Origin of the sequence: Pseudomonas sp. EA_35y_Pfl2_R5 (genome assembly GCF_963970805.1) — a bacterium.
Taxonomy (GTDB): Bacteria; Pseudomonadota; Gammaproteobacteria; order Pseudomonadales; family Pseudomonadaceae; genus Aquipseudomonas.
In genome coordinates this window covers 313,562-327,051 of sequence record NZ_CAXAOW010000003.1, presented here as the reverse complement: position 1 = coordinate 327,051, position 13,490 = coordinate 313,562, and the positions used below count along the sequence as shown (strand labels likewise).

At 60.6% G+C, this 13,490-nt stretch carries 11 protein-coding genes and 1 pseudogene; 5 read left to right on the top strand and 7 right to left on the bottom strand.

Annotation, left to right across the window (positions count from 1 at the left end; genetic code table 11):
* Positions 1-25: 25 nt before the first annotated feature.
* Complete coding sequence (locus AACX99_RS08710) at positions 26-625, bottom strand: putative adenosine monophosphate-protein transferase Fic (RefSeq protein WP_339411466.1); 600 nt, start codon at positions 623-625, stop codon at positions 26-28.
* A complete protein-coding gene (locus AACX99_RS08705; RefSeq protein ID WP_445261846.1) occupies positions 625-822 on the bottom strand; it encodes a YhfG family protein in 198 nt (65 codons plus the stop codon). The genes AACX99_RS08710 and AACX99_RS08705 overlap by 1 nt, the downstream gene beginning before the upstream one ends.
* 396 nt (positions 823-1,218) lie before the next feature.
* Between AACX99_RS08705 and AACX99_RS08700 the strand changes: the two genes are divergently transcribed.
* The 5 genes from AACX99_RS08700 (at position 1,219) to AACX99_RS08680 (ending at position 7,693) form a co-directional block, all read left to right on the top strand.
* Positions 1,219-1,632, top strand: coding sequence for a bifunctional diaminohydroxyphosphoribosylaminopyrimidine deaminase/5-amino-6-(5-phosphoribosylamino)uracil reductase RibD (locus AACX99_RS08700; protein ID WP_339411040.1), 414 nt, complete (start codon positions 1,219-1,221; stop codon positions 1,630-1,632).
* Between the two features lie 261 nt (positions 1,633-1,893).
* Positions 1,894-3,309 carry a cytochrome c oxidase accessory protein CcoG gene (gene ccoG, locus AACX99_RS08695; RefSeq protein WP_339411038.1) on the top strand — a complete coding sequence of 472 codons (1,416 nt, stop codon included), beginning with the start codon at positions 1,894-1,896 and terminating at the stop codon, positions 3,307-3,309.
* Positions 3,310-3,373: 64 nt separating this feature from the next.
* Positions 3,374-4,783: a GntR family transcriptional regulator MpaR gene (mapR, locus tag AACX99_RS08690; RefSeq protein ID WP_339411462.1), complete on the top strand. Its 1,410-nt coding sequence runs from the start codon at positions 3,374-3,376 to the stop codon at positions 4,781-4,783.
* A gap of 129 nt (positions 4,784-4,912) precedes the next feature.
* Entirely contained in the window at positions 4,913-5,992 is a 1,080-nt protein-coding gene (locus AACX99_RS08685) for a metal-dependent hydrolase (RefSeq protein ID WP_339411036.1), read from the top strand.
* A 93-nt stretch (positions 5,993-6,085) separates the two neighbouring features.
* Entirely contained in the window at positions 6,086-7,693 is a 1,608-nt protein-coding gene (locus AACX99_RS08680; protein ID WP_339411034.1) for a methyl-accepting chemotaxis protein, read from the top strand.
* Positions 7,694-7,706: 13 nt separating this feature from the next.
* On the opposite strand, the gene AACX99_RS22200 is transcribed toward AACX99_RS08680, so the two are convergent.
* From AACX99_RS22200 to AACX99_RS08660, 5 genes and pseudogenes are all read right to left on the bottom strand, one after another.
* Positions 7,707-8,420 (bottom strand): methyl-accepting chemotaxis protein, encoded by a 714-nt coding sequence (locus AACX99_RS22200; RefSeq protein WP_445261854.1) that lies wholly within the window; start codon positions 8,418-8,420, stop codon positions 7,707-7,709.
* 144 nt (positions 8,421-8,564) lie between these two features.
* A pseudogene (locus AACX99_RS22195) lies at positions 8,565-9,608 on the bottom strand (HAMP domain-containing protein); the annotation flags it as partial.
* 427 nt (positions 9,609-10,035) lie between these two features.
* A complete protein-coding gene (locus AACX99_RS08670) occupies positions 10,036-11,496 on the bottom strand; it encodes a sodium-dependent transporter (protein ID WP_339411031.1) in 1,461 nt (486 codons plus the stop codon).
* 260 nt (positions 11,497-11,756) lie between these two features.
* Positions 11,757-12,407 (bottom strand): maleylacetoacetate isomerase, encoded by a 651-nt coding sequence (gene maiA / locus AACX99_RS08665; RefSeq protein WP_339411029.1) that lies wholly within the window; start codon positions 12,405-12,407, stop codon positions 11,757-11,759.
* 39 nt (positions 12,408-12,446) lie between these two features.
* The gene (locus AACX99_RS08660) at positions 12,447-13,430 is read right to left on the bottom strand and encodes a fumarylacetoacetate hydrolase family protein (RefSeq protein ID WP_339411028.1); all 984 of its coding nucleotides are present in this window, start codon (positions 13,428-13,430) and stop codon (positions 12,447-12,449) included.
* Between the last annotated feature and the right edge of the window lie 60 nt (positions 13,431-13,490).

Here is a 13,490-nt window from a genome sequence, read left to right as displayed (position 1 = left end):
TCAAACTGACCAGGGAGACATCCATTCAGATAGGTATCTGACCACCAATGCACCTGTCGAAAACGCTGATCAATGCTGAGTAGTCGCAGACCACCGCATCAATGTTGGCTTGAATCCATTCCCCTTCGTCAACGGCCCACCAGCTAATCTCATAGCCGGCGTTCACAATGATGTGTTCGAACAAAATGCGCTGAGCGCGGCCGTTACCTTCCCGAAAGGGGTGGATGACATTGAGATCGCCAAAATACTCAGCGACAGCGCTCACCAAAGCGGCACGTTCAAGCCCCTCAAGCCAGCTAACCTGAGCGAAAGCACGAAAAAGCTTTTCGGCTTCCGGCTCTATCCGGTTGAGGTTGCAGAAGTGGGTACCACCTTTGGAGATGTCTACTGTGCGGATCTGACCTGCCCAGTCGTAAAGATCTTTGAAGAGATGCTGATGAACACGCTTCAGGTAAGCGAGATCATAAGGGGGGAGTTCGAAATCAATTTCACTGGCAGCGATTACTGAAAGATCGTGCTCTGCCTGATTCAGTGCGGCATCGTCGCGAATACCAAGGCGATTGCGCAGAACGGCAGTGCCTGGGTAGCAATAAGGATCTTGGCCGGCGCCGTATTTATCCAGAATCAGGCCTGCCGGTAGGTGTTCAACACAGATTCACGAGTGGGTAGTTTGTGCTTCGCATCGGCAGGCGCAACATCGTAGCCCTCAAGCCGAAGGCTGGCGGCATAGTTGGACTGGCGGGTTTTGGCGCAGTAGGCCTTTTTGGCTTGCAGGCTTGGGGTTGTCACAATCGCAGCCTCGGTTGATTTGTACCAAGCCATTGTAGCCGATCCTCGTACGTTACTCACCCAGCAACAGCAAGCACTAAGGCCGCTGATAGCTCGCGGAAATTGGCTGACTACATCAGGCCTTTTTCTGGAAAGCTCTATTTGGATGAGGTTCAATGCCTGAAAACCCTATTTTATGGACTATTACGGTTCACTCTGGTCACCCTCAAGCGATTCATAATGCCCAGGCAGTAAGAGATCTAGGCAGTTGGAACACCGGGCACGAGCAACAAATCTGGTCGTTTCAGCTTTGCCAGGTTGCAGAGTCGCTGCCCCACCAATGGCTCTTCGCCACAGATGATGATGGCGGACATATCTTTGAGTTTTTCTGGCATCCACTAAACGCAGATTTGCCTATACCTTGTCACCCCTTGTTTCAGGCAGCTGGCCTTGAACAATGGCCGGCATGCACTTCCAGAGTGTTTGCCCAATCCTCCCGTTGGCTGTGTTATCACACTTGACGGCGAGGTCATTTCCAGTGGTTTTACCCAAGCTCCAGGACAACAACACGCTGAAGCGATGGCGCTGTCGCAGCTCCCTCCTGGCCTGAAAGGGTTAACGGCCTATGTAACCCTGGAGCCCTGCTCATTCTTCGGACGCACGCCATCCTGTGCCCACACATTGGTAGCTGCAGGAGTCCAGCGTGTGGTCGTTGCCATACTTGATCCCGACCCGCGCAACGCTGGTGCCGGCATTACGATTCTGCGTCAGTCCAATGTGGAAGTACGTGTGGGTTTGCTGGAAGAAGAGGCCAGGAAAGATCTGGGGGTTTACCTGTACAGCGCAAGCCCAAGCGAACGCTAACCCTAGGTATGTTTCTAGCAAAGCCCCACCCCGCTATTAGCCGGTTTTTGACTGCCGGCCCTGACAACTTTTGGCCTCGCATGATGTAAATGGCTGCTTCTGGCAAATAGCCCCCCTAAAGTCCCGCCTCAACAGCTTCTCCGCAGTTCTGCCATAACTAGCGCCATCTGATCTGCTTTTTATTGGAAAACCTGAGTCTGTTATCCAAACAGCTGTGCTCGCATCATTCGCCTCGCCTGATAAAGCCCGACGAGGCCCGTAATGAGCGAACGTATTCCCGCGCAGATCATCGAGACCATCGACCCGCGCCAGCCTATCCGCCTGACGCCCTCCCAAGCTGGCGGACAGATCCATACCCGCAGTTTCAGCGGCCGCTTTCGCAATCTGCGCCTGTACGGCGCGGGCTTGCTGTTTCTGATCTTCTTCGGCACCGCCTGGCTGGACTGGGACGGTCGTCAGGCGGTCCTGTGGAACCTGGCCGAGCACCGCTACTACATCTTCGGCGCGACCTTCTGGCCGCAGGATTTCACCCTGCTCTCGGCTCTGCTGATCATTGCCGCCTTTGGCCTGTTCACCATCACAGTGGTGGCCGGGCGGGTGTGGTGTGGCTATACCTGCCCGCAGAGCGTATGGACCTGGGTGTTTATGTGGGCGGAAAAAGTCACCGAGGGGGAGCGTAATCAGCGCATCAAGCTGGATGCCGCGCCCTGGTCGCTGAACAAGCTGGCGCGGCGCAGCGCCAAGCACGCGATCTGGCTAGGCGTCAGCCTACTCACGGCGCTGACGTTTATCGGTTACTTCACACCGATCCGTACACTTGCCAGCGACCTGCTGCACCTGCAACTGGACAGCGGCACGCTGGTGTGGGTGCTGTTCTTTATGGCCGCCACCTACCTCAACGCCGGCTGGCTGCGCGAGAAGGTCTGCGTGCATATGTGCCCCTACTCGCGCTTTCAGAGTGCAATGTTCGATGACGACACCTTGCTGGTGGCTTACGACGCCAAGCGCGGTGAAGGCCGTGGCCAACGCAGGAAGGACAGCGACCACAAAGCCGAAGGCCTGGGCGACTGTATCGACTGTTATATGTGCGTGCAGGTGTGCCCCACCGGTATCGATATTCGCGACGGCCTGCAGATCGACTGCATCAGCTGCGGCGCCTGTATCGATGCCTGCGATTCGGTCATGGACAAGATGGGTTATGTCCGAGGCCTGGTCGGCTATCACTCCGAGCGCGAACTGCAAGGTGGCAAAACCCACTGGCTGCGGCCACGGCTGGTTGGCTATGGCATTGCCCTGGTGCTGATGCTTGCCGCCTTTGTCTGGGCCTTGAGCGCGCGTTCGATGCTGTCCATCGACTCGGCCAAGGACCGCAGCATGTTCCGCGAAAACCAACTGGGGCAGATCGAGAACACCTACCTGCTCAAGGTGATCAACAAGACCCAGCAGCCGCAGCGCTATGGCCTGACCTTGCTCGACAGCCCCGGCCTGCGCCTGGATGCACCGCAGCAGTTGCAGCTCAACCCCGGAGAAATCCTTGATGTGCCGGTGACCGTGGTGCTGGAACGTGAGCAGGCCGAGGCCAGCACCCTGCCCGTACGCTTCGCGATCAATAACCTGGCCGATAGCAGCGAGCAGGCGCAAACGCAGAGCGTTTTTCTGTCGCCGCGCGGACGCTGACAGTCGCATGGCCAAGCAACTCCCCGTAGAGTGCGGTCATCCACTGGCCGCCCCTCCGGACCCGATGAAACGCTACGAGAAATTCGCCGACCAGATTGCCGAACTGATCCGCACGGGCATGCTCGCACCCGGCGAGAAGGTGCCCTCGGTGCGCCACGCCAGCCGCACCTACGGGGTCAGCCCATCCACGGTGTTCCAGGCCTATTACCTGCTGGAAGACCGCGGCCTGATCCAGGCCCGCGCGCGCTCCGGCTACTTCGTCCGCGAGCTGGCGCGGCATACGCTGGCCGAGCCGGAAACCAGCCAACAGCCGACGCAAACCACCGAGGTGGATGTCAGCGAGCTGGTGTTCTCGGTCCTCGCCTCACTCAAAGACCCAGGCACAGTGCCATTCGGCTCGGCCTTCCCCAGCCCGCAGCTATTCCCCCTGGCGCGCCTGGCCCGCGCCATGACGCACAGCCTGCGTGATATGCCGCCGCAAGCGGTGATCGCCGATATGACCGAGGGCAACCCCAACCTGCGCCGGCAGATTGCCCTGCGTTATATGGTCAGCGGCGTGATGTTGCCCCTGGAAGAAATGGTGATCACCAGTGGCGCCATGGAAGCACTCAATCTGTGCCTGCAGTGTGTTACCAATCCTGGAGACTTAGTGGCCATCGAGGCCCCGGCCTTCTACGCCACGTTGCAGGTGCTGGAGCGGTTAAAGCTCAAGGCGGTGGAAATCCCGGTCAACCCGCGTGAAGGCATTGACTTGGATGTGCTGAGCGAGCGCCTGGCCAGCCTGCCGATCAAGGCCTGCTGGTTTATGAGCAGCCTGCAGAACCCGCTGGGCGCGAGCATGAGTGACGACAAGAAGCGCGCGCTGTATGAACTGCTGCAGCGCCATCAGGTGCCGCTGATCGAGGATGACGTATACGCCGAGCTGTACTACGGCAGCCAGCCGCCAAAGCCGGTGAAGAGCTTCGACCGCGACGGTCTGGTGATGCACTGCGGCTCGTTTTCCAAGTGCCTGGCGCCCGGTTATCGAGTCGGATGGGTGGCCGGTGGGCGCTATGCCGAACAAATCAGCCGGCTCAAACTGATGACCACCATCTCGCCCTCAGTACCGGCCCAGGCCGCCCTGGCCGATTACCTGCAGCACGGCGGCTTTGATCGCCACCTGCGCAAACTGCGGCATGCCCTGGAGGTGCAGCAGGCTTCGATGCTTGCATCAGCCGCACGGCACTTTCCAGCCAGCACCAAGGTCACCCGGCCCAGCGGCGGCTACTTTCTCTGGTTCGAGTTCCCCGAACAGGTCGATGCGCTGCGCCTGTTCCAACTGGCTCTGGCCCAGGGCATCAGCCTGGCACCAGGGCCGATTTTCTCGGCCACCCGGCGCTTCGGCAATTGCGCACGGCTTAACTACGGCCACCCCTGGGATGCGCAGAGCGAACAGGCGATGGCCGTGCTGGGGCGGATTATTGCCTCTTTCTAGTGGCGTGTTCCGCTCAATCGACCGCGCCTCCGATGCGGTGCATGGGCTGAAATCTTTCTTCGATATTATTCGCAGCAAACGACCGGCAGCTCAGCTAATTTAGCCGCCTGTTCAATTCAGAGATCAGTCATGGACTCGATAACCCAGGCGGTACTTGGTGCCAGTATTCAGGGCGCACTGCTCGGCCGCTGGCAAGGGCGCAAGGCGCTGTTGTACGGCGCCATGCTCGGCACGCTGCCGGATCTGGATGTGGTCATCGACTACGGCGACGCCGTGGCCGATATGACCTATCACCGTGGTTTCAGCCACTCGCTGTTTGTTCTCACCGGCCTTGCGCTGTTTCTGACCTGGCTGACCCGACGATTCCGGCATAACCCCGGTTATTCAGCGCAGCGGCTATTTATCAGCCTATGGCTGGTGCTGATTACCCATCCGCTACTCGACAGCTTTACCAGCTACGGCACCCAACTGCTCTGGCCGCTGACGCCGATCCCCACCGCCTGGTCGAGCATCTTTATCATCGACCCGCTCTACACCGTACCGCTATGCATCGCCGTGGCACTGGGGCTGCTCTATGGCCTACGCGACCATGGACAGCAGAACAGAGCGGCCAAGGCGCCGGCCCTGGTCTTGCTGGTTTCCTCGCTATACCTGGGCTTTACCCTGGCCGGCAAATACATGGCCGAACAGCGCGTGGAGGCCGAACTGGCGCGTCAGGGCATCGAGGCGCAGCAAATCTTCAGCACCACCACACCGTTCAACAGCCTGCTGTGGCGGGTTATCGTGCTCGATGGTGAGGATTACCACGAGGCGCTGGTCAGCTGGTTTGATGATGCACCGCCGCAGCTTGCGCGCATCCCGCGTGGCACGCACCTGGCTGCAGCCCTGGCCGATTCACCAGCGCATGCGCGGCTGGCCTGGTTTACCGATGGTGTGTTGCGCTATGACCAGCTAGGCGAGCAACTGGTGGTGACTGATATCCGCCTGGGCATGACCGGTTTCCACCCCTTCCGCTTTGACTTCGCCACCCTGGAAAACGGCCAGTGGCGCGTGCATGACAACATCCAGCGCCTGCCGATGAACCGCGGCGACTTCTCGCGCCTACAGCTGTTGTGGGCGCGCATCTGGCAACCCGAGGTGCAAGTACCGTTGCTGGCCTGGGCCGATGAGCTGCGTAAAGCCCCGCTGGCCAGCAGCAGCGTGCAATAACCACAGCGCTTGCCGGCCCACCTGGGCCGGCACTACAGAGGCGCAGTGCATGGTCTAGGCTGAATTCCAACCTTTACCCGTTGGAGCCTGGCCATGAATATTCGGCAGAAAATGATCGCCTGTGGCGCGATCAGCGTACTGGCAGCCACCCTGCTGGGTAGCGTTGGTTTCTGGGGGCAAACCCGCCTAGCCAGCGCCTTAAACGAGAATCAGCTGAGCGTCAGCGCCCTGCGCAACCATCTGGAAGGCGACATGATGCACGACGCCCTGCGCGCCGATGTACTCGCCGCCTTCTATATCGACCCCGCCGACAGCGCGGCGGTGACCCAGGTACGCGATGACCTGCGCGAGCACAGCGAATGGTTTACCCGCACCCTTAACGACAACGCCAAATTGCCGCTCAGCGCGGATATCCGCCAGGCCATCAGCCAGTCGCAGCCGGCCCTGGCCAGTTACATTCAGCAGGCAGAAGGCATCGTTAACCTGGCCCTGACGGACCCGCAGTCCGCGCGCCAACAGATGGCCGCTTTCGATGCCAGCTTCGGCGATCTGGAAGAAAAGAACGAAGCCCTCAGCGGCCTCATCGAAGCGCACTCGGCACAAACCCGCAGCGATGGCGAAGCGGCCGTAGAGCAAGCCGCCTGGCTGCTGACTGGCGGCATTCTGCTGGTCTGCTGCCTGCTCTGCCTGCTCACCAGTCAACTGATGAAGGCGGTGCTGCGGCCCCTGGAAAAAATCATCGGCGTCGCCCGCGCCATCGCCCAGGGCAACCTGCGCAGCACAATCAATGTCGACAGCAATGACGAAGCCGGCCAGTTGCAACAGGCCCTGGCCGATATGCAAGGCAACCTGCGTCAGATGATCGACAGCATTCGCAGTGAAGGTGAACAGTTGCAGCAAACTGCACACGGCCTCAACGGGGCCTCACAGAGCATCGTGCGCAGCACCAACGAGGAGTCTGACAGCGCCACCAGCATGGCCGCCGCCATGGAGCAGATGATCCAGAACATCGAACAGATCGCCGGGCATGCACGCAATGCCCAAGAGATTTCCTCGCACTCAGAAGAATTGGCCAGCAATGGCGGCCAGGTGATCATGGGTGTGGTCGACGGCATGAGCCGGATCGCCGAGGCGGTCAATGAATCCTCCAATACCATCACCGCGCTGGGCCAGTCGTCCGAGGAAATCCACTCGATCATCCAGGTGATCAAGAGCATCGCCGAACAGACCAATCTACTGGCCCTCAATGCCGCCATCGAGGCCGCGCGCGCGGGTGAAGCCGGCCGTGGCTTTGCCGTGGTGGCCGACGAGGTACGCAACCTGGCAGCACGCACTGCGCAATCAACCCAGGAAATTACCGGGATGATCGAACGCATCCGCAGCAGCACCGAACAGGCCGTCAACAGCATGCAGACCGGGGTTACACGGGTAAACGACGGCGTAAGCCTGGCACGTCAGGCCGGCGAGTCGATCAGTGAAATCCGTGGCGGTGCGCAACGCGCGGCCGAGGTGGTGGAAGAAATATCGCAGACGATCAACGAACAGAGCCGTGCCAGCAGCGAGGTGGCGCAGCAGGTTGAAAATATCGCGCAGATGTCGCAGCAGAACAGTCGAACCGTCAACGAGTTGGCCAGCGCGGCGCAAAGCCTCGACCGCGTGGCGCGCAGCATGCAGAACGCGGTGCTGCAGTTTCAGACCTGAACGCAATTTCCAACTAGCTGCGGAACTGCGCCACCAACCCCTGCAGTTCAACCCCCAGGCGCGCCAGCTCGGCACTGGATGCTGCGGTCTGCTGGCTGGCAGTGGCGCTTTGCTCGCCGATATCACGCACCCGCGTCACGCTTTCGCTGATGGTTTCCGCCACCGCGCTCTGTTCTTCGGCGGCGGCGGCGATCTGCTGGTTCATCTGTTCGATGGTGCTTACCGCCTGGGTGATGCGGCCCAGGGCAGCGCCGGCTTCGCCCGCCAGGGTGACGGTGCGCTGGGTCAGACTGCGGCTGCTGTCCATCTTCTCCACCGCGCCCTTGGCCAGTTTCTGCAGGCTGGCAATCAGCCCTTCAATCTCTTCGGTGGAATCCTGCGCGCGCTTGGCCAGGGCCCGCACTTCATCGGCCACGACGGCAAAGCCGCGCCCCTGCTCGCCGGCCCGCGCGGCTTCGATGGCGGCGTTCAGCGCGAGCAGATTGGTTTGTTCGGCGACATTGCGAATCACCTCCAGCACGCCGCCAATCCGCGCGCTTTCCTGATTCAGCGCGGCGATGGCTTCGGCGGACTCTTCCACCTCCGTGGCCAAGTGGCCAATCTGGCTGACCGCCTGCTGCACCACCTGATTGCCCTGCTGCGCTTCTTGGTCGGCAGCGCGGGCGGCCAGGGATGCCTGCTCGGCGTTCTGCGCCACTTCCTGCACGGTTGCAGCCATTTCATGCATGGCTGTAGCGGTCTGCTCGGTTTCCATCTTCTGGTTCTGCACGCCGGCGCTGGTTTGCGCAGTAATTGCCGATAGCTGTTCGGCAGCGGCGGCAATCTGGCTGACGCCACCGCCAATCCGCCCAACCAAGGTGCGCAGGCTTACGCTCATCACCTGCATGGCAGCCATCAACTGGCCTGGCTCATCACGGCGATCCTGCGGCAGGTCGTGGGTCAGGTCACCAGCGGCGATGCGCTGGGCAAACACCACGGTCTGCTGCAAGGGCGCAACAATCAGGCGGGAGATAATCAGCGCCGCCAACATGCCAATAATCACCGCAGCAATGCCCATCGCGCCGAGCAATAGCATGGCCTGGCGGCTGTCCGCGGCCATGGCCTGTTCCTGCTGAACCTTGGCTTCATCCACCAACGCCAGCACGGCCTGGGCACGTTCAACCATGGCCACTTCGCTCTGCTGGCTCTGTTCACGCACCTGCTGGTAATTAGTGAACGCCTGCTGATACAGGGTCAGCGCCTTCAAGGCAGTTTCAATGGCGCCTTTCTGATCGTCGTCCAGCCAGACCATCAGGCTGCGCGCCACGGTTTGCAGGTCGTCGTTGATATAGGTCCACTCTTCCAGGGCTTCGGCCGAGCCATCGATGATGTACTGGCTTTCATGGCCGCGCAGGTCGAGCATGCGTTTGCTCAGTCCCGAGGCGGTTTCCGCCAGAGTCAGTGGGTCGCTGCCGCGCAGCTTGTCGCCCTCCAGGCGCAGCTCACGCACCGCGTCATACATATCCAGCTCGATCACATCAAACTGATCACGTGCCTCACCGGCCGCTTCGCGCATCTGCGTACGCGCAGCGCGAGCATTGTTCTGCTGCTCGACAAAGCTGTCGAACTGCCGGCGATAGTCGTCGATGGCCTGCTGCATGCTTTTCAGTCGCGCCTGATCGGTGCTGGAAGCGGCCGCCAGCTGCTGGGCGACTGCGGCGCCGACCCGATCCAGTTGCTCATGCACCTGTGCGGCTGCCTCGCTGGTCTGCCGCAGAGCAAAGTCACGCTCAGCGCGACGCGCCTGCAACACTTGCGCATCGATTGCCGACAAGCCACTGGTACTGGCATGCCCGTCCAACACGGCTTGCACCGCCAGAAAGCCACTGCCGGTAACAGCAACCGTGAGCAACAGCACCAGGCCGAAACCACACATAAGCTTTTTACCGACAGACAAGTCGGCGAACAGGCGAGCGGCAGAAGAGGACATAACAACGACTCCGTTTTTATTATCGTGCGCAGCGAGGCGACGCGATGGCGGCTCAGGCAAGCACATGAACTACTGATGGCAGTTTAGCTCCGCTTTATTGCAACCCTTGCGCCAGAGACCTGATCGGGGCTTGGGGAACCGCGCCAAGGCCCTAACCAGAGCCGTTTGCGGTTGCTCAGCGAAATAAAGCCAAAGGTCGAATGCTGCATACAAACCGGTTTATCGGCAGCTTTCCGCTGATCCTTTATCGAGAGTGGCGAGTTATCGCCAGAAAGCCCGCGCCAAGGTTATGGCGGAGCAATCTGTAAGTAAGAAAAAGGGCGCACGGCTTTTGCCCGTGCGCCCTTTTCTACTACAGCTCAGCTTGGCGTGATTAACGCCCAGCGAGCGCCGGTACGACTCGTGGCCTGAGCACTTCACCGAGCACCGCGAGCAGGCCGATGGCGCCGGCAATCCAGTACCACTGAGCAATCGGGTCAAACATCAACCAGCCCAGGGCATGCAGAAATACCACCATGATCAGCACTGGGCTGACGTAGCGCACCATAAACAACCAGAGTGCGTAGCCCAGCGGCGGCAGGTTCAGCTCATCGCGCATGATCTCGCTGCGCAGGGCGTAACCGGCCAGCAACACGATAAAGATCCCGCCCAGCGGCATCATCCAGCGCGAAGTCAGGTAATCCAGCCAGTCGAAGAAGTTCTTGCCCAGCGGGGTCCAACCGGCCAGCAGGTTGAACGAGAGCATGGCCAGCAAGCTGATTACCAGCAGCACCGAACCCGACATGGCCGCAGCCTTGAAGCGGCTAATGCCATGCTTTTCGTTGAGGTAGGCCACAGTGGCTTCGATCATGGAAATCGCCGAAGTCAGCGCGGCAATCGACACCATGGCGAAGAACAGCACGCCGAAGGCGGTGCCGAACGGCATCTGCTGGAAGGCCAGCGGCAGGCTCATAAAGATCAGCCCCGGCCCCGCGCCCGGGCTCATGCCGTTGGCGAAGATGATCGGGAAGATCGCCAGACCCGCCAGCAGCGCCACGCAGGTGTCACAGATGGCCACAACAAAGGTGGTACGCGCCACCGACTGACCGTCTGGCAGGTAGGAGCCATAGGTGAGAATCGCCCCGGAGGCCAGGCTCAGGGTAAAGAACGCATGGCCCAGTGCGGCCAGCAAGGCTTCACCGGTGATTTTCGAGGCATCGAAGGTGAACAGGAAATCGAAGCCAGCGCTAAAACCGCCACTGGTAAAGGCATAACCCACCAGAATCAGCAGCATCACGGCCAGGCCCGGCATCATCCAGCGCACGGCATTCTCGATGCCCTTCTGCACGCCTTTGGCGACGATCCACAGCGTCAGCAGCGCCACCAGCACGCTCCATCCGCCGAGCTGCCAGGGGTTGGCGTTATGCGCCTCGAACACCCCACCGAGGGCTTCCACGCTGGTGGCCGCCAGGGAGCCGTCGAGCATTTTCACGGTGTAGGCAAAGGCCCAACCGGCCACCACCACGTAGAAACACAGGATCATAAAACCGGCCAGCATGGCCATGCCGCCGACCGCTTTCCACAGCGGGTTGCCGCCATTTTCCTTGACCACCCGACCGATCGCATCGATGGGACTGCCACGGCCGCGTCGGCCAATGGCGATCTCGGTCATCATCACCGGAATGCCGATGGCCAGGATGCAGGCCAGGTACATCAGTACAAACGCACCACCGCCGTATTCGCCAGTGATGTAGGGAAATTTCCAGATATTGCCCAGGCCCACAGCGGAGCCGGTTGCAGCAAGAATAAAGCCCCAGCGCGAGAGCCAGAGGTTCTTCGGTTTTTCACGGGTCATGCGTCACCTGTTTGTTTTTATCTGTGACGAAATAGAACCCGCAGCGCTTATGGCGCGGCGGAGTGGCAAGGCATTCAGGTCGGTTTAAAGCTGCTGCGCTCGGCTATGCAGCGTTGAAATCAACCTCGGACTGCTCATGTACAGACGTACACTGCGCGTCCTCGACTGATTTCGCCTTGCCTAGCCGTCGCTCGCGACGCTTTGCACCCACCTGAGGGAGCCAGATTCGCCTGACCCTGACGGCGGCGAAGCCGGCAGGATCACTGGGCGTCGGGTTGTACCTCCGGCGCAGCCTGTTTAAAGGCTTCCAGAGATTCACAACGCGCCGCCATGGCGAGGATGCGCGGGTACGCATCAAGGTCACAGTTAAAACGGCGCGCATTATACAGCTGTGGAACCAGACAGGCCTCCAGATATCCGGGCCGCTCGCCGAGCGACAGGCGATCATTGAAGGCCGTCAGCCCAGCCTCGACTGCCGCCAGCCCCTTGTGCAGCCAGTGCTGATACCAGGCGTCCTTGGCCGCCTCGCTCACTCCCAGCCCGCCGGTCAGGTACTGCAGCACCCGCAGGTTGTTCAGTGGGTGCAGGTCGCAGGCGATATGCAAGGCCAGGGCGCGCACCTGGGCGCGCTGCGCTGGATCGTTGGGCAGCAGCGCAGGAACCGGAAACATCTCGTCAAGGTATTCCAGAATCGCCAGCGACTGGGCGATACGCACCCCGCCGTTGTCCTGGTCCACCAATAGCGGCACCAGTTGCTGCGGATTGAGCGCCTGGTAATCAGCGCTGTGCTGCTGGCCGCCATCTTTGACCAGGTGCACCGGCACTTGCTGATAGGCCAGACCCTTGAGGTTCAGCGCAATGCGCACACGGTAAGCGGCGCTGGAACGCCAGTAGGAATAGAGCTTCAGCATGGCAAGCACCCATGGTGGATGTGCAAAACGACATCCACCCTACCCTTCATATTTTTCCACGGCCTGGTCGATCGCACCGAACAGGCTGTGGCCAGCGGCATCGAACATCTCAATACGCACCCGGTCACCGAACTTGAGGAACGGGGTTTTCGCCTCGCCGTTCTCGATGACTTCCAGCATGCGTTTCTCCGCCAGGCAGCTGGAGCCGGCGCTGCGGTCGTAATTGGAGACGGTGCCGGAACCGATGATGGTGCCAGTACCCAACGGCCGGGTCTTGGCGGCATGGGCGACCAGGGTCGGGAAATTGAAGGTCATGTCCACGCCGGCATCCGGCTGGCCGAACAGCGCGCCGTTGATATGCGACACAAGTGGCCGATGCAGCTTGCCGTCGCGCCAAGTGTCGCCCAGCTCATCCGGAGTAATCGCCACCGGCGAGAAGCTCGACGAGGGTTTGCTCTGATAAAAGCCAAAACCCTTGGCCAACTCACCGGGGATCAGGTTACGCAGCGACACGTCGTTGACCAGCATCAGCAGCTGGATATGCCCGGCGGCCTCGGCAGCGCTCGCGCCCATCGGTACGTCGTCGGTGATCACCGCGATCTCGGCTTCCAGGTCGATACCCCAGGCCTCGTCGGCCATCTGAATCGGGCTGTGCGGCGGGATAAAGCACTCGGAACCGCCCTGATACATCAGCGGGTCATGCCAGAAGCTCTCCGGAATCTCGGCGCCACGCGCCTTGCGCACCAGCTCCACATGATTGACGTAGGCGCTGCCATCGGCCCAGTGATAGGCGCGCGGTAATGGGCTGTGGCACTCGGTTTGTTCGAAGGCAAATGCGCCCTCTTCCAGGCCATCATTCAAGCGCTGATACACCGCTTCCAGCTTGGGTTTGGCTACTGCCCAATTATCCAGCGCGGCCTGCAAAGTAGTGGCAATCGCCGGGACCTGTACCGCACGGCTTAGATCACGGGAGACCACGATCAGCACGCCGTCGCGGCCTTGATTCAGTGATGCGAGTTTCATGGTTCAACCTTCAATTTATCTGTAGGAGCGGGCCATGCCCGCGATGCTTTACAGCGCATA